At 63.6% G+C, this 16,831-nt stretch carries 14 protein-coding genes; 5 read left to right on the top strand and 9 right to left on the bottom strand.

From position 1 onward, the window contains the following. Positions 1-9 precede the first annotated feature (9 nt). The 6 genes from GE027_RS17625 to purE all read right to left on the bottom strand — a co-directional run bounded on the left by GE027_RS17625 (position 10) and on the right by purE (position 6,984). Complete coding sequence (locus GE027_RS17625; RefSeq protein ID WP_153558539.1) at positions 10-1,491, bottom strand: GntP family permease; 1,482 nt, start codon at positions 1,489-1,491, stop codon at positions 10-12. Further along, on the bottom strand, positions 1,488-2,444 hold the full coding sequence (gene radC, locus GE027_RS17620) for a RadC family protein (protein ID WP_153558538.1): 957 nt from the start codon (positions 2,442-2,444) through the stop codon (positions 1,488-1,490). Before radC ends, GE027_RS17625 begins: the two co-directional genes overlap by 4 nt. A 489-nt stretch (positions 2,445-2,933) precedes the next feature. Next, positions 2,934-3,860, bottom strand: a complete 927-nt coding sequence (locus GE027_RS17615; RefSeq protein ID WP_153558537.1) for a right-handed parallel beta-helix repeat-containing protein — start codon at positions 3,858-3,860, stop codon at positions 2,934-2,936. A gap of 166 nt (positions 3,861-4,026) precedes the next feature. Continuing rightward, positions 4,027-5,211: an amino acid aminotransferase gene (locus GE027_RS17610; RefSeq protein ID WP_153558536.1), complete on the bottom strand. Its 1,185-nt coding sequence runs from the start codon at positions 5,209-5,211 to the stop codon at positions 4,027-4,029. Positions 5,212-5,317: 106 nt separating this feature from the next. After that, positions 5,318-6,484, bottom strand: coding sequence for a 5-(carboxyamino)imidazole ribonucleotide synthase (locus tag GE027_RS17605; protein WP_153558535.1), 1,167 nt, complete (start codon positions 6,482-6,484; stop codon positions 5,318-5,320). Next, positions 6,484-6,984, bottom strand: coding sequence for a 5-(carboxyamino)imidazole ribonucleotide mutase (gene purE / locus GE027_RS17600; protein ID WP_153558534.1), 501 nt, complete (start codon positions 6,982-6,984; stop codon positions 6,484-6,486). The genes GE027_RS17605 and purE overlap by 1 nt, the downstream gene beginning before the upstream one ends. A gap of 165 nt (positions 6,985-7,149) precedes the next feature. Between purE and GE027_RS17595 the strand changes: the two genes are divergently transcribed. The 4 genes from GE027_RS17595 (at position 7,150) to GE027_RS17580 (ending at position 11,965) form a co-directional block, all read left to right on the top strand. Beyond that, a complete protein-coding gene (locus tag GE027_RS17595; RefSeq protein ID WP_153558533.1) occupies positions 7,150-8,106 on the top strand; it encodes a rhomboid family intramembrane serine protease in 957 nt (318 codons plus the stop codon). Between the two features lie 65 nt (positions 8,107-8,171). After that, positions 8,172-9,137 carry a DUF6263 family protein gene (locus GE027_RS17590; RefSeq protein WP_153558532.1) on the top strand — a complete coding sequence of 322 codons (966 nt, stop codon included), beginning with the start codon at positions 8,172-8,174 and terminating at the stop codon, positions 9,135-9,137. 22 nt (positions 9,138-9,159) lie between these two features. Then, positions 9,160-10,146 carry an NAD(P)-dependent oxidoreductase gene (locus GE027_RS17585; protein WP_153558531.1) on the top strand — a complete coding sequence of 329 codons (987 nt, stop codon included), beginning with the start codon at positions 9,160-9,162 and terminating at the stop codon, positions 10,144-10,146. A 289-nt stretch (positions 10,147-10,435) separates the two neighbouring features. Next, positions 10,436-11,965 carry a TonB-dependent receptor gene (locus GE027_RS17580; RefSeq protein WP_237607620.1) on the top strand — a complete coding sequence of 510 codons (1,530 nt, stop codon included), beginning with the start codon at positions 10,436-10,438 and terminating at the stop codon, positions 11,963-11,965. A 215-nt stretch (positions 11,966-12,180) separates the two neighbouring features. Here the strand turns inward: GE027_RS17580 and GE027_RS17575 are convergent, their stop codons facing one another. Next, positions 12,181-13,719 carry a YifB family Mg chelatase-like AAA ATPase gene (locus GE027_RS17575; protein ID WP_153558530.1) on the bottom strand — a complete coding sequence of 513 codons (1,539 nt, stop codon included), beginning with the start codon at positions 13,717-13,719 and terminating at the stop codon, positions 12,181-12,183. 565 nt (positions 13,720-14,284) lie between these two features. Here GE027_RS17575 and GE027_RS17570 point away from each other — a divergent pair. Continuing rightward, entirely contained in the window at positions 14,285-14,824 is a 540-nt protein-coding gene (locus tag GE027_RS17570; protein ID WP_153558529.1) for a hypothetical protein, read from the top strand. 22 nt (positions 14,825-14,846) lie between these two features. Here GE027_RS17570 and GE027_RS17565 read toward each other — a convergent pair whose 3' ends face one another. Together GE027_RS17565 and GE027_RS17560 are read right to left on the bottom strand one after the other, a co-directional pair. Beyond that, a complete protein-coding gene (locus tag GE027_RS17565) occupies positions 14,847-15,674 on the bottom strand; it encodes a hypothetical protein (protein ID WP_162006784.1) in 828 nt (275 codons plus the stop codon). 128 nt (positions 15,675-15,802) lie between these two features. Beyond that, positions 15,803-16,471: a magnesium chelatase domain-containing protein gene (locus tag GE027_RS17560; RefSeq protein WP_153558527.1), complete on the bottom strand. Its 669-nt coding sequence runs from the start codon at positions 16,469-16,471 to the stop codon at positions 15,803-15,805. Positions 16,472-16,831: the final 360 nt, after the last annotated feature.

Genomic DNA, 16,831 nt, shown 5'->3' with positions numbered 1-16,831 from the left:
AGGGCAAGGTTACATGGGAAAGAGGACTGCGCCGAGCATCGTGATGACCAGAGCCACAAAGCCCATCGCCGTCATCATGGGCGTGACCGTGCGGAGGCCTTCCGATTCGGTCATGCCGCTCATCTTGCAGATCACCCAGAAACCGCTGTCGGTCATCCATGAGATCGGTTTGCTGCCCGCGCCGATCGCCAGCGCCAGGTACACCGGATGAAAGGGCAGCGTGCCGGTCGTGGCCAGATCCTGCAGCAGTCCGGCGGCCGTGATCATGGCGACCGTCGCCGAACCCTGCAGGGTGCGGATCGCCGCGGTGACCAGAAACGCGATCGCCAGCACGCTCAGGCCCGAGCCGCCGTGGACCAGGTCGGCCACCACCGCCGCGATGCCGGCTTGCCGCAGCATCGCCCCGAAGGCGCCGCCCGCGGCCGTGATCAGAATGATCGTTGCCCCGCCGGCCAACGCCCGCCCGACGGCCTGATTGCGCCGCCGGCGGTGGTCGGCATCCGCACAGCGGCCGTACCGCAGCAGCAACAGCGCCACAGCGGCCGATAGTCCCAACGCCACGTTTTTGTCGCTGAGCAATTCCACGACCGGGTGCCGGCCGACCGACATGCGAAAGGCCGTTCCAAAACCGATCAAGACCACCGGCAGGACGATCGGCAGCAGGGCCCACAGCAGCGGCGGCCCGGTCGGTCGAGCCTCCTCGGCCGGCCCCACCTGCCCCGGCAAGCCGCGGTCGTCCAGTCCCAGTTCCTTTTGCTGCTCCGCCTCCGCCGCTCCGTCCCCGGCGGATTGATCGGCCGTGTCACGCAGCGGCACGGTGATCAAACGATTGATGCCCCGTGCGATCCCCAGCGAGACGACGCTGCTGCAGCCGCAGACGACCAATCCGGTCAGCATCAGCGTGGCCACGTCGACGTCCAGCGTGTCGGCCACCTGCAGCGGCCCGGGCGTGGGTGGGACCAGCGAATGGGCCAGCGAACCGCCGGCCAGGATGGCCAGGATGAACAGCACATAATCGCCGCCGAGTCGGCGCCGCAGGGTGCGGGCCAGGGGGATCATCAGATAGAAAACCGTGTCGAAGAAAACCGGAATCCCCAGCAGAAACGAGCTGGCCATGAGCGCTTCCGGCACGCGCTTGGGGCCGACCAGTGCCAGGGCGCGATCGATGATCGTCTGCGCCGCGCCGCTTTCCAGCAGGCAGACGCCGATGATGCTGGCCATGGCGATCAGGATGCCCACGTTGCCGGCGGTCGAACCGAACGCGGTGGCCAGGCGATCGGCCGGGCCGCTGGTGACGAAATCCTCGGCGGCTTGCGCCGTCCACTTGCCGGCTTCGACTTGGCCGAGTGCGAATTGTTCGAGGGCTTCGACCGGGGTGGTCACCGCGACCAACAACCCCGCCGCCAACAGCGCCAGCAAGGCGTGCAGCCGCAGCCACAGGATGGCAACCAGCACCACCGCGACGGCGACGCCCACCTGAATCCAAATCATGAAACCTCTCGAATGCTCAAACAGTTTTCGCTGGCGACGATAATGTGATCCAACACCGTGATGCCTATCAACCCGCCGACCTCGGTCAGACGCTCGGTCACCTGATGGTCTTCGCGGCTGGGCGTGGGGTCGCCGGAGGGATGATTATGCACCAACAGGACGGCCGATGCTGCATCCCGGATCGCGGGCCGAAAAACTTCGCGCGGATGCACCAGGCTGGCGTCCAGCGTGCCCACGGTAATTCGGTGGGTGCGAATCGGTTTGTGTTTGGTGTCCAGCGTGACGATGTGGAACTCTTCCTGCGTGGCGTCGTTGGCCAGGTAGCGGAATTGTTCGGCGCAGTAGGCGACCGCGGCCGAGGTGCTGGTGATCTTGGTCGCTTGCCGGTTCTGCCTGGCGGCGATTTCCGCTTCGGCGACGCGGCGGCCCAGTTCGATGCCGGCCTGGATCTGGCAAAAATTCGCGGCCGTCACCGCGCGGGTGATCTCACGCAGCTCCAGCCGTGAGTGCTCGCGCAGCTCCGGCAGCCGAGTGGCGAAGCGATTGGCCAGCTTGCGGCCGCCGGTCACGGCCGATTCACCGCGGACGCCTACCCGGATCAGGATCGCCAACAACTCGGCCGTCGACAGCGTGCTTGGGCCGTCGCGAAGCAGTTTTTCCCGCGGTCGTTCCTCCGGCGGCAGCTCGCGGACCTGGTCACCGTGCAGCTGTTGATCGATCCAGACGGCCGGCCGGAAAGAAGCTCGGGGCACGGCCCAGCGAAAGCGGCGGTTGCGGGGACCGCCCTGTTGCTCCAGCACGCCCGTGTTGACCAGGTCCTGCAGGGTGCGGGTGACGTAGCCGCCCTGCGGTTCCTGGCAACGCTGCTGCACGTCGCGGCTGGAGAAGTCATCCAGGTGAATCAATGCGTCCAAGACCTGCTGAAGGCGCAGGCGTCGCTGGTCGAGGTCCATCTGCCACCACTGGGCTCGCGTTCACGTCGCCGGCGGCCCGCCGTTGTGCCGCCCCGAGATGTCCCAGAATACCATGAACGAAGCGCTCCGTAGCTGATCTCGCCAGAGATTGGATGCTGGTGTGTAGCCGTTTGGGCGATGCAGCTCAGGCAGAAATCGGCTAAAGCCTAGACTCCAACGCTCCGTAGCTGAACTCGCCAGAGTTTGGAACGGGACGGCGAAAAGGTAGCTGATCTCGCCAGAGATTGGATGCTGGTGTGTAGCCTTTTGGGCGATGCAGTTCAGGCGGAAATCGGCTAAAGCCTAGACTCCAGCGCCCCGTAGCTGAACTCGCCAGAGTTTGGAAAACGCTTCCCCAACAACCAACAACCAACAACCAACAACCAACAACCAACAACCAACAACTAACAACTAACAACTAACAACCAACAACCAAAGTCTGGCGACTTCAGCTACGGCCAGCCCCAAAGCTAAGAGGATGTTGCAGCGCTACTCCAGCGGTTTGCCGATCAGGCGGCCGCCGTCTTGTTCGACCGCCGGGGCGCTGGTGGCGTCGGCGACGACTTCGCGCAAGGCCAAGGCACCGCGGCCTTCGGTTCGCAGTTGACTCTCGCCGTTGCCCGCGCTGACGCTGCCCTCGAGCACGACGCGACTGGCTCCGCCGACGCTGACCCCGCTGCGGCCGTTCTCCAAGGTCGTCACGTTTCGCAGCAGCACCTCGGTCACGCGGTCCGCCGCGTTGATGCCGTCGATGCGAAAGCCGCGCACCGTCAGGTCTTCGATCACCACGTGCTGGACGTCGTAGAGGGTGATCCCGGTGGTTTGCCGGGTGACTCGCAAGGGATAGTTCCGCGGACCCAGGCCGGGTTCGGTGCGGAGGTAGATGCGGCCGTTCTGGCGGGTCCAGTCCAGCGGTTTCAGCTGGGCCAGGGGAACCGGTCCACCCGTGCTGAGGACGCGCTGCAGGGCCGGTTCTGGCATCAACAACAGGCCAAAGCCGGGCGGTGTGCGCAGCAGGACCCACAGGTCCGGCTGCCGCGGCTGGGCCTGCCAAAATTCGGCCGGTGCCGGTTCGCTGCCGTCCAGGGTCGCACCGTTGCCCAGAATCGTCAGCGGTTCGGTGGGCGTGCCGCTGTGGGTCAGGCCGGTCAGGCTGATGCATTCCCGGTAGGGCCGGTCGGTTTTGGTCAGCACGATGCGGTCGCCGGGGCCCGCGGCAGCCAGGGCCCGGGTGATCGTGCGGTAAGGACCGAACGTGGGCGGCGTGCCCAGCAGGCCGCGGTCGTTTTGCAAATCGCTGCCGCGGACATTGTCGACGATCAGATCCGCCGCGGCGGCGACCGTTGTCGGACCGGCAAGGCAGCACAAGGACAGCAGCGATGCCAGGGCGAGGCGAGCGGCGTGGTGAGAGATCACGATGGGCCTCCGAGGGGAGCTGGGGCAGGCGAGCCGAAACGGAGCCGCTAGTCTAGTTGGTCCAGCGGCGGGGAGTCGGCGTTTTCCTGATTCGGGGAGTCCGTGCGCTGGGCCTGTTCGAGGACCCGTTTCAGCGGTCTTCACATGTCGGCTCCGGCCGCGGCGCCTACAGCACCGCAGCGATCGCCTCGCACAGCCGCGGCAGGTTTTCCTCGGTCATGCCGGCCACGTTGATGCGGCCGCTGCCGACGATGTAGACGCTGTGTTGGCTGCGCAGCTCGTCCACCTGCATGGGGTTCAGCCCACTGAAGGAGAACATGCCGTTTTGGTCCAGCAGGAAGCGAAAATCGCGTTCGACGCCACTGTCGCGCATCCGCGTGACGAACGCCTGGCGCATCGCCGCGATCCGCTGCCGCATCTCGGCCAATTCCTGATGCCACTGGGCGGTCAACGCCGAATCGGCCAGCACCGTAGCGACGACCGAGGCGCCGTGTCGAGGTGGATTGCTGTAATTGGAACGCACCAGCCGCTTCAGCTGGCTCCGCCCGGCCGTGGCCGCGTCGGCCTGTTCGGCCACCAGGGTCAACGCTCCGACGCGTTCGCTGTACAGCCCAAAGTTCTTGCTGAACGAGCTGCACACCAAGGCTTCGCCCACGTGGTCGAGGATCGTGTGTAGTCCGGCGGCGTCTTCCTCCAGGCCGCTGCCGAAGCCCTGGTAGGCAAAGTCGATGATCGGCAGCAAACGGCGCTCTTTCAGGACGGCTGCGATCTGTTGCCACTGTTCGGCCGTCGGGTCCACGCCCGTGGGGTTGTGGCAGCAAGCGTGCAGCAGCACGGCGTCGCCGGCGACCGGACCGGAGGTCAAATCGGCAAGCAGTCCTTCGAAATCCAGCCCCGTCCGCTGGGCGTTCAGGTAGCGGTAGGTTTCGATCGGCAGGCCGGCGGCTTGAAAGATGGCCTGGTGATTGGCCCAGGTGGGATTGGAGATCCAGACTTTTGCGCCGGCGAACTGCGAGCTGACGAAATCCGCCGCCAGCCGCACCGCTCCGGTGCCCCCGGGCGTCTGGATCACGGCCAGCCGCTCGGCCGGCACCCGCTCGCCGAATAGCAACCCGGCGACGTGGCTGCGGTACTCCGGCAGGCCGTCGATGCCCAGGTACGACTTGGTGGCTTCGTCCTCGATCAATCGCCGCTCGGCCGCTTTGACGCACTGGAGCACCGGCGTCTTGCCCTCGGCATCCTTGTAGACGCCGACGCTGAGATTAATTTTTTCCGGATTGGAATCCTGCTGGAAGGCTTCGGTGAGCCCCAAGATGGCGTCCGGCGGAGCGGTGGAAACCGTTTCAAACATGGCGGTTTGGAGGGTTGGAACAAAACGGAACGAGGGCGAGACATAGAAACGCTGTGCAGATCTTAATCCTGCTCGCGCAAACTGGCGAGGCGGCCACCGGTGCCGCTCAGCCGCCCACGCATCGGTAGGCCTGGCGAGCCCGATCGCGGGCCTCGGCGACGCTGCTGCCCACGGCGGTCAAGTGGCCCATCTTGCGACCCACCCGCGCTTCGGCCTTGCCATACAGGTGCAAGCTGACGCCGGGCACCTTGAGGGCTTCGGCAAAGCAGGGCGAGCCGCCGCCCGAAGGCCAGAGGTCGCCCAGCAGGTTGACCATTGCCGCCGGGCAGCGCAGCTCGGTCGAGCCCAGCGGCAGGCCGCAGACCGCGCGGACGTGCTGTTCGAATTGGCTGGTCACGGCCGCTTCGATCGTCAGGTGACCGGAGTTGTGCGGCCGCGGAGCGATCTCGTTGATCATCAGGCGGTTGCCATCGATCAAGAACATCTCGACGCACAGCAATCCCACCAGGTCCAGCCGTTCGGCGACCGTGCGAGCGATCCGGTCCGCTTCGGCCGCCACCGCTCCGGGCACGTCCGCCGGACAGATGCTCTCGGCCAGGATGTGATTGCGATGATCGTTTTCCAGCAACGGATACACGGCCATCTCGCCGTGGCGGTTGCGGGCGACCAACACGGACACCTCGCGATCGAACGCGATCCGCTGCTCGGCCACGATCCGCTGGGAACCGAACGCCGCGGCGGCGTCGGCCAGTTCCTCGAGGCTGTGGACGCTGCGTTGGCCCTTGCCGTCGTAGCCGCTGCGGGCCGTCTTCAGGATCATCGGCAGGCCCAGTTCTTCGCTGGCTTGCTTGAGCAGCGCTCGGCCTTCGTCACTGGCCGGATTGGCGATCGTTCGGAACGGGGTGACGGGCAGGCCAAAGTCGGCCATGGTTTGTTTCTCGAGGCTGCGGTCCTGAGCCGTCTGCAGGATCCGAGCGTTGGGATAGGTCGCCACGGAACCGCTCAGAGCTCGCACGGCGTCGTCCGGGATGTTCTCGAATTCCAGCGTCACCACCTGGCACTTGTCCGCCAGAGCGGCCAGGTGGTGCGAGGCATAATCACCGGCGATCACCTCGCTTGCCACCTGAGCGGCCGGGCCGCCGGCTTCGTCGGAGAGAACGACGACGCGGTAACCCATCTGCTGGGCCGCCTGGATGAACATGCGACCCAGTTGTCCGCCGCCCAACATCCCGATCGTCGCGCCGGGCTCGATAATGTGTGGTGCGTCGCTCATCAGGGCAGCTCCGCGGTGGCCACGACGTCGTCGTGTTGCTGCTGGATGAAGGCTTCGAGCCGCGTCCTTAGGGCGTCGTCGGATAGGGCCAGGATGCGTGCGGCCATCAGGGCGGCGTTCTTGGCGCCGGAAGTGCCGATCGACATCGTCGCCACGGGGATGCCACCGGGCATCTGGACGATCGACAACAAAGAGTCCAGGCCCTGCAGGGCGCGGCTTTGGACCGGCACACCGATGACCGGCAGCGTGGTTTCCGAAGCGACCATGCCCGGCAGGTGCGCCGCCCCGCCCGCCCCGGCGATGATCACTCGCAGGCCCCGCTCGCGAGCTCCCGCGGCGTACTGCATCATTTCCTGCGGGGTGCGATGAGCCGACACGACGCGGCTTTCGTGGGGGATTTCCAACGTCGCGAGTGTCTCGGCGGCCGCTCGCATGGTCTCCCAATCGTTGCGGCTGCCCATGATGACACCCACCTGGACAGAAGAAGTGGAATCGGACATCCAGAGAGCCTCTGGTCTGGGGGAATGGGTGGGGCAAGCGATTGTTTTAACCAGCGTCCCAACTAGCCGAAAGGCCTGGTACGGGGCTAGGATAAGACTGCCTGGACGCCACCGGGCACGCGAAATGTTCTTCCTCCCCCCTTTGCTGAGTCTGTCCTAAAAACTATGGGCCTGTACGATCGCGAATACTCACGCTCCGGCGATTCTGGTTTCGGTGGCGGCTCGCAGGGCGGGTTCGGCTCGGGGGGCGGGTTCGGCTCGGGGGGTGGGTTCGGCTTGGGGGGCCGGTCCCAGCGGTCGATCACCACGATCCTGATCGTCGTCAACGTGGCCCTGTTCCTGATCAACCTGTTGGTCCAGCGGACCGGCATGGATTCGATGGGCAACCCGGTCCGCGTGCACCTGTTATTCGAATGGATGGCCGTCCACGGCGATACGCTGGCCAAGCCCTGGTTGTGGTGGCAGTTCCTGACCTATGGATTTGCTCATGCCCAAGACGATATTTTGCACTTGGGAATGAACATGCTGGTCCTGTTCTTCTTCGGCAACGCCGTCGAGCAGCGGCTGGGGCGCGGCGAGTTCCTGCGGTTTTATCTGGTCTCGATCCTGCTCGGCGGCATCGTCTGGGGCGTGCACGCCTTCCTGACCGGTGCTTCGCCCGCCGCTTCGGTCGTCGGCGCCTCGGGCGGAGTGCAGGCGGTGACGATCCTGTTCGCCTTTCTGTATCCGCACGCCACCGTGCTGCTGTTCTTTGCGATTCCGGTCAAGGCCTGGATCGCGGCCGTGGGGTTTGCGGTATTGAACCTGTTGGGAGCGATCTCCGGCGATGGCCGCACCGCCTACGACGTTCACCTGGCCGGAATGGCTTTCGCCGCCCTCTACCACCTCCAACAGGTCAACCTGACGGCGTGGACCACCGCCGGCAGCAAACGGCTTCCGAAGCTGCGTTCGGGGCCCCGGCTGCGGGTGCATGATCCCGACAAGCAGACCGCCAAAGAGGAAGCCGAATCGGATCGGATCCTGGAAAAAATCCATCGCGAAGGCGAAGCCAGCCTGACTCGCCGCGAACGCAAGTTCATGGAAAAGCTGAGCCGCAAAAAAAGAGCGGAGCGCGGCGGCTGAGCCGTTGGCTACAATGATGAAGGTCCAATTCCATGTTCCCCACCCACCTTCATAAGGCTCGCACTATGCGTTCGCTCTGTCTTGCTGTTCTGTTGTCGTTCGGTTGTGCCGGCCTGGGGGTGGCTCAGGACTCGCCGGCTCCGGAACCCGCCGATTCGTCCCAAGCCGATTCGTCCCCAGCCGCGGCGGATCAGGACGCGGCGGAACAGGGAGCTCAGCTGCGTTGGAAATTCAACACCGATCAAAACCTGAAGGTCGTCATGTCGCAGGAGATGACCCAGGATATGAAAGTTGCCGAGACGACGGTCAGCAGTTCGACGACCAATAAGACGTGGTCGAAGTGGCATACGACCGAAGTCCACCCCGATGGCTCGGCGACCATCCTCTCGGAAGTCACGCGGATCCTGATGACCATCGAAAACCCGGTGACCGGCAAGATGGTTCTGGACACCGATCAACCGGCCGAGGAAGAAGGGCAAGCCGCCCAGCTGGAAGCGATGCTGCGGCCGATGGTCGGAGCCGAGATCCGCAACCGCATGAGCCCGCGCGGCAAGGTGTCCGACGTGAAGATTCCGGACGAAGCGCTGGCGGGCCTGCAGGGTGCCGTCGGCGGCGGCATGATGTCGGCCGAGAAGCTGGGCGAAATGATGCAGAAGGTCTCGCCCGTCTTTCCCGAGCAGGCAATGCAGGAGGGCGACTCGTGGACCAGCGGGTCCGAGGTGAAAACGCCCGTCGGCAATATGAAGGTCGACAGCACCTACACCTACGAAGGTCCGGTCGAAGTCGATGGCCGGCCCCTGCACAGCATCAGGGTCGATATGACGATGGATTTCGAAGCCCCCGAGGGCGGACCGAGCATCAAGTTCGGCGATCAGAAAAGCACCGGCGTGATGCTGTTCGATAACCAAGCCGGACGATTGATTCGCTCCGACATCGAACAGGTCTTCACGCTGAAGGTCGAAGCGGCTCCGGGACAGGTGCTCGAGCAGAAGATCACCCAAAAGACCAGCAACGTGGTCGAAGAACTGTAGCGGTCCCCGAAGAAAGGAAAACATGGTCGAGGACAGTAGCGCCGGCGACGTGTCGCAGGATGACGTGCCGCGGGATGACGTGCCGCGGGAGGTGGTTACCCCGGAGAAAACCCGCATCGGCTGGATCGGCACCGGCGTGATGGGCGCCAGCATGTGCGGGCATCTGCTCGCGGCCGGCTACCGGGTCACCCTCCACACGCGAACGCGGGAGAAGGCCCAGAGTTTGATCGACCGCGGGGCGCAGTGGGCGGCGACGCCGCGGGGTGTCGCCCAGCAGTCCGATGTCGTGTTTGCCATCGTCGGTTTCCCGCCGGACGTGCGGCACGTGTTCCTCGACCCCGATCAAGGCGTGCTGGCCGGTGCGAAGGCCGGAGACGTGATCGTCGACATGACGACCAGCCAGCCGTCGTTGGCCGAGGAGATTTACGCCCGAGCCGGCGAGCGAGGCGTCGCGGCGCTCGACGCCCCGGTCTCCGGCGGCGATCGCGGAGCTCGCGAAGCCGCGCTGTCGATCATGATCGGCGGCGACGAGGCGGTCGTCGGGCGGGTGCGCCCCTGCTTCGAGCTGCTGGGGAAAACCATCGTGCATCAGGGACCGGCCGGCGCGGGCCAGCACACCAAGATGGTCAACCAGACGCTGATTGCCAGCGGCATGATCGGCGTCTGCGAAGCTCTGGTGTACGGTCACCGGGCAGGCCTGGACCTGCCCACGGTGCTGCGTTCGGTGGCTTCCGGAGCGGCCGGCAGTTGGTCCCTCAGCAATCTCGGTCCGCGGATCATCGACAACGATTTCGATCCGGGCTTCTTCGTCGAACACTTCATCAAAGACATGGGGATCGCGCTTGCCGAGAGCCGCCGCATGGGGTTGTGCATGCCGGGGCTGGCGCTGGCCGAGCAGCTGTATCAATCGCTCCAGGCCAACGGCCACGGCCGCGACGGCACCCAGGCCCTCGCGGTAACCCTGGCCCAGCTGTCCGGCTTCGACTGGCGAGGCCGCCGCAGCGACTGATCCGACCACGCTCGCGGACGGTTGATGTATCGAGCCGTTTAGGCGCTAGCCTCGGTTTCGTCCCCGCATAACCGGGGCGTTCGCCCAAACGGCTCACATCAGCAACGCGTTTTCGAATCAATCGACAGGCCGCTGGCGCCTCTGTGGACTGGGACGGTCGTTACGATTGCAACGACAGCTGGCCCGGTAATCTTGCCTGATCGGTACGTTTTCTTCGGCCCGCACCCGCAGCGTCTCCCATATCTAGGTGATCCGATAGCCGAACTGCGAACCTTGGGGACTGCTGGGTATGAATTCGACGAATTCGACGCGACCGAACACTGAAAGCAAAGCTCTTGCCGTCAACCTCGATCCGCGGCGCTACGGCTCGTTCGCCGAGATCGGTGCCGGCCAGGAAGTCGTTCGCTGGTTCTTCCGCGTCGGCGGAGCCGCCGGGACGATCGCCAAGAGCATGTCGGCCTACGACATGTCGGTCAGCGACGCGATCTACGGCCGCTGCGAACGCTATGTGTGTCGGCAACGCATGGAAGACATGCTGGACCACGAACACTCGCTGAACCTCGAAAGGTTGCAGGAGAGCCGCGGCGATACCACCGCGTTCTTCGCCTTTGCCGACACCGTATCGGCTCGCAATTTCAAGGGCACCAACGACTGCCACGGCTGGATGGGGATCCGCTTTCAGGCTCACCCTCGTGACCAGGACAGCCAGATCGTGTTGCACGTGCGGATGCTGGACACCGAAAACGCCCTGCAGCAGGAAGCTCTGGGGATCGTCGGCGTCAATCTGTTGTACGGCGCGTTCTTTCTGAATCATGAACCCGATCAATTGATCGAAAGCCTGCTGGACGGCTTGAATACGCGGCGGATCGAGATCGACATGATCGAGTTCTCGGGGATCGCTTTCCGCCACGTCGACAACCGCGTGATGAGCCTGCGGTTGGTGCAGCTGGGGCTGAGCAACGCCGCGATGTTCTCGGCCAGTGGCGAAGTCCTGCAGCCTTCGGAAGTTCTGTACAAGAAACCCATCCTCGTGGAACGGGGCAGTTTCCGGCCCGTGACCCACGTCAACGTCGACATGCTGCGAGCGGCGCAGGAAAAGTTTCAGGCCGAGGCCGATGTGGAGGCCGACGAGGTGGTCACGCTGGCCGAGATCACGATGCGGAACCTGCGGGCCAACGGCGACATCGACCTGCGCGACTTCCTGGCTCGAGCCGACGTGTTGGCCGCCTGCGGCATGACCGTCCTGATCAGCGACTACTTCGAGTACTATCGGTTGGCGGCCTACCTGTCGCGTTACACCAAAAACAAAATCGCCATCACGATGGGCGCCGGCAGCCTGTACGAATTGTTCGACGAAAAATACTACACGATGCTCGACGGCGGGATTCTGGAATCGTTCGGGCGGATGTTCAAGAACGATTTGAAACTGTACATCTACCCGCTGCTGGATCGACACTCCGGCGATCTGACCACCGTCGAAAGTCTGGAGGTTGCACCGGAGATCCGCAGCCTGTACCAGTACTTGGTCGACAAAGGGTGCATCGAGCAGCTGGACAACCACAACCCTCAGCACCTGGAAACGTTTTCACGCGAGGTGCTGCGGCAGATCGAAGCGGGCGAGCCGGAGTGGAAGCAGCACGTTCCCGATGCGGTCGCCGAAGTGATCGAGCAACGCGGCTTCTTCGGATGCCGGCGTCCGGCAGTCACCCGTTCCGCAGCAGAGCGTTCCGCAGAGCCGCGTCCCGTCGAGCCGGCGCGCAACCACCAGTTGCCGCCGCTGGCCAAAGGCACCTCGCTGTACCCGCCGGTCAACTACTAGGCTGTGCGGTACGGACTGAAGTTCATTCTCTGAGCCGTTTGGGCGATAGCCCCGGTTGGTTTATGTCAAGGAACCGGGGCTATCGCCCAAACGGTTCACATAAGCAATGCGTTTTCGAATAATTCGACAGGCGGTGACACCGCCGGCAAAGGCTGTGCCGCCCTTCGGGCTAAGAAACGGCTCAAGAGGTCAAAATGCAGGCCAGCGGCCGGCACCTACGTCCAGACGTCTTTGTCCATGCTGCGGTAGTTGACGGCTTCTTGTAGGTGGGACTCGTCGATGTCTTCGGCTCCGTCGATGTCGGCGATGGTCCGTGCCACCCGCAGGATCTTGTCGTGGGCGCGCGCGCTCAGGCCCATCTCTTCGACGTTGTGGCGCAGCAGGGCTTGGCAGACGGCATTCAGTTGGCAGTAGCGGCGCACGTCGCGGCTGCTCATGTGGGCGTTGTAACGCGTTTTGCTGCCGGCGAACCGTTCGGCCTGTACCTGTCGAGCTCGCGAGACGGCCTCCCGCATCTGCTGGCTGGTCGTACCGGCCGCGGCGCTGGACAGTTCCTCAAACGGAACGGCCGGCACCTCGATGTGGATGTCAATGCGATCGAGCAGCGGTCCCGAGATCTTGCCCATGTATCGTTCGATCTGTGGGATGGTGCAGTTGCACGTGCGGCGGGGATCGGTGCGGTAGCCACAGGGACAGGGGTTCGCCGCGGTGACCAGCATGAAATCCGAAGGGAACGTGGTCGATCGCATCGCCCGGCTGATCGTGACCACGCCGTCCTCGAGCGGCTGGCGCATCACTTCCAGGGTCTTGCGATTGAACTCCGGCAATTCGTCCAGGAACAGGATGCCGTTGTGGGCCTTGGAAATTTCACCCGGCGACGGAGGGCTGCCTCCGCCGACCAGTCCGGCGTCGCTGATCGTATGGTGCGGGCTGCGAAAGGGACGCTTGGCCAGCAGCGGTTGCCCGGCCGGCAGTTGGCCGAGCGCACTGTAGATCCGCGTCGTTTCGATCGATTCCGCCGCGGTTAATTCCGGCAGGATCGTCGGCAGCCGTTTGGCCAGCATCGTTTTACCGCTGCCCGGAGGCCCGAGCATCAGCAGATTATGGCGACCGGCGGCGGCCAGCATCAGGGCTCGCTTGCCCATCTCTTGGCCGCGGACGTCGCCGAAGTCCAGGTCGTAGGCCGATAGCTCCGCGAACAATTCGCCGATGCGGCTGGGCGCCGGGTCCAGGGTCAGCTCGCCACAGAAGAACCCGACGGCCTGGGCGAGGCTGTCCACGGGAATGATTTCGATGTCTTCCACCACGGCCGCTTCGCTGGCGCTGGCCGTGGGAACGACGATGCCTTTGACGTCGCCGCGGCGAGCCGCTTCCATGGCCACCGAAAGGGCACCTTTGATCGGTCGGGTTTGGCCTTCGAGGGCCAGCTCGCCAATCACCGCATAGTCTTCCAGCAGGTCCGACTGGAATTGGCCGCTGCCGGCCAGCACGCCGAGGGAAATCGGCAAGTCGAATCCGGCGGCTTGCTTTTGCAGGTCGCCCGGAGCGAGATTGATGACGACGCGGTCCTGCGGGCGAATGAAACCGCTGTTGACGATCGCCCGTTCGACGCGGTGAGCACTTTCCTTGACGGCGGTATCGGGCAGGCCCACCAGAATCGTCTTGGGCAGCGCCGCCGGAGAGAGGTCGACTTCCACGTCGACGGGCATCGCGTCGATGCCCAGCAGGGTAAAGGTTTTTAGTCGAGCCAACATCAGAAAAGATTGCCCCCCGCAGTTCGTCGTGAACCCCCATGGTGGCAGGTCGCGCACCGAGAATCAAGCAGGGCCGAGTACGTCAGGTTCTTCGGCCTGACAGAGAGCCACAGCATCGGCTGCAAGACCTCTACAAGTTCGTGTCCAGTCCCGTGTCCTTTGGCGTCAGGCCAGTGTTTCAATGTGTGGGTTCTGACGGGCCGAAGGTCCAGCCCCATGCCAGCCCAGGGGAAACGTAGCGAGCTTGCGAGTGGAGTGCCGCCCTGGGAACGGGGGGAGCGCAGCTAGGGTCGCCGGCCGCCCTTTTGGCGGCCCGTGCCGCCAAAAGGGCGGCCGGCGACGCAAAAAAATGCGGACGTCCCCCAGGGCGGCGACAACGCTCGTTCCTCGCGTTGCCTTGCCCTGGGCTGTTATAGAGCTGGACCTTCGGCCCGTCAGAAAAGACGTCCCCCTTTCCTTCGCCGCTACGTCACCGCGCTACTCAAGCGAGACTTTTGTAAGCGGAGTTAGAAGCAGGGACGAAAAAGAAGCTCAGTCAAAGGCGGACGCGGCAGAGCTGGACCGCATGACTGCAGACGCCAAAACGTTAAAGACCTGGCAGGCGGACCTAGCGGCTTTGCGGGCCGCGATCGACGAGCCGGGCGCTGCGGACATGCGGGCAAAGTTAAACGTCCACCTGCGCAGCTTTATAAACAGCATCGCCGTCTACCCCGTGGGCTTTGCGACCGCCTACGACGCGTCCAAGCATGGCACCCTGACCCCTGGGCCGGCCACCAAGACCGCCAGCGGCAAGACACGCCGCAGGGGCCCCAAGCGGGACCCGCAGCTGGACGAGGTGGACACCATTGTGGAGCAGGTGGAGGAATATGACCTGCGACCGGCCAAGCGGGCCGTAGCCTTTGCCCAGCACGTCCTGGCGCGTCGCATGTCGCGGGAGGGCCGGGTTTACCGGGTGCGGTTTAGGACCGGCGAGCGGGTGGACCTAGTGCCACCTGGCAGCTTAGCCACTGGGTACACCCTGCTAAAGGAGGGCAACGGCAAGTCGCTGACGGTGGCAGGGCCGGACCTGGACGCCCTGTGGCAGGCGTTTGGGGCTGGTACTTAGCATGCGATCGTATTGAGCTGTGCTAAGTGCTATCTGTTTCGCGCTGCCTGTTAAAGGGCGTCATTTTGGGGAACTCGTCTACGACTACCACGCCTTGTTGCGCATTGCCAAACCCGGTCGGGAATTCAACGTGAGATGCGTCGCTCAAAGCAATCGTCCGAGCGACTTCGAACCCGGACCCGATGTACGTAAAAACGCTTATATGCATAAGTCGCGAAGCTAATGTCTGCGTGACTTTCGCTATGTCCCGCGACTCAGTTTTGGGATGCACGATTTCATTGCGTAGTGCTTCAAGGCGTTTGAAGTCGGACCAGTGCGGGTTCCCTTGCGGCCCTGGTGTACCAAGTATGCCAGGCAAGATCTTGCTAATCTTTTCCGTAAGGCTAAGCCATCTTTCGATGCTTTTTTTTGTCCATGTCTCTTCGATTTGCTTGCTGTTGACAACCGTTCGTGTGTAGTCGTCCGGTATGGCCAAGTTCGTTATGGCTTCTGCTCCGCTATAGACTGACACGATAGATGTCTGTATCTCCTCCAGGTAGTCATAGATTGAGCTTAGTGTAGACTTCGGGACCATGCCATAGCTGTCAACGGTCTTGTGCAAGTCACAAAGGCTTGTGAACAAATCCCGTGCCTTGTGTAAAGACCTTTCCGCACTGCTAAAGAACAGGGCAGCGACGTTCGGCGCTTCAAACGCTACTTCAGTGCCTTTCCAGTCAAGTACTTCAAGTGGCACAAATGCTACGGCCTCACCAGTGTCAGACTTGACGAAATTGATAGGCTTTCGCGCCCTACGGTCCCGCATCGTGGCACCGTTTTTGAAGTCTTCTCCTGCCATCGCGTTTCGGTTCATTGTGTACAAAGCTTTGTTACAAGGCGTGGACAACTTTGGATGGTGGCGTAGTTTTTAGCCAGTATAGACACCCGATCCGGTGCTTTTGTTCGGGGCATTGATCGAAGATTAGCCTGAGGGCAAACCGGCTACACCTTTAACAGATTATGCCTCCCCGCCGCGGCCAGCATTAGGGCTCGCTTGCCCATCTCTTGGCCGCGGACGTCGCCGAAGTCCAGGTCGTAGGCCGATAGCTCCGCGAACAATTCGCCGATGCGGCTGGGCGCCGGGTCCAGGGTCAGCTCGCCACAGAAGAACCCCACCGCCTGGGCGAGGCTGTCCACGGGAATGATTTCGATGTCTTCCACCACGGCCGCTTCGCTGGCGCTGGCCGTGGGAACGACGATGCCTTTGACGTCGCCGCGGCGAGCGGCTTCCATGGCCACCGAAAGAGCACCTTTGATCGGTCGGGTTTGGCCCTCGAGGGCCAGTTCGCCGATCACCGCATAGTCTTCCAACAGGTCCGACTGGAATTGGCCGCTGCCGGCCAGCACGCCCAGGGAAATCGGCAAGTCGAATCCGGCGGCTTGCTTTTGCAGGTCGCCCGGAGCGAGATTGATGACGACGCGGTCCTGCGGGCGAATGAAACCGCTGTTGACGATCGCCCGTTCGACGCGGTGAGCACTTTCCTTGACGGCCGTATCGGGCAGGCCCACCAGAATCGTCTTGGGCAGCGCCGCCGGAGAGAGGTCGACTTCCACGTCGACGGGCATGGCGTCGATGCCCAGCAGGGTAAAGGTTTTCAGTCTCGCTAACATGGCACTCCCCTGCCCCGCCGAACCGCATGCCAGCTGATGCCGTGGCCCCGGTTCGGACTGAACTCATGTTGAAGCGTCCGGGGTGCGTCCCACTTGGCGTGAGCCGATCCCCTCCGGTGTGTGTCCCCATGGTGGCAGGTCCCGAGAGGGGAATCAAGCAGGGAGACCCAGAGTAGCTCGGCTGTCCCAGCCGAGGCGGAGTCGGTTCACAGGCTGGAAGCCTATGCCACAAATAGTAGCTCGGCTGTCCCGGCCGAGGATTAACCAAGACCCCTTCCAAACTCTGGCGAGTTCGTCGGTTCACAGGCTGGAAGCCTATGCCACAAATAGTAGCTCGGCTGTCCCAGCCGAGGCGGAGTC

This window comes from Roseimaritima sediminicola, assembly GCF_009618275.1.
GTDB classification, from domain to species: Bacteria; Planctomycetota; Planctomycetia; order Pirellulales; family Pirellulaceae; genus Roseimaritima; species Roseimaritima sediminicola.
The sequence above is the reverse complement of the archived record's forward strand: the minus strand, read 5'-3'. Positions and strand labels throughout refer to the sequence as shown.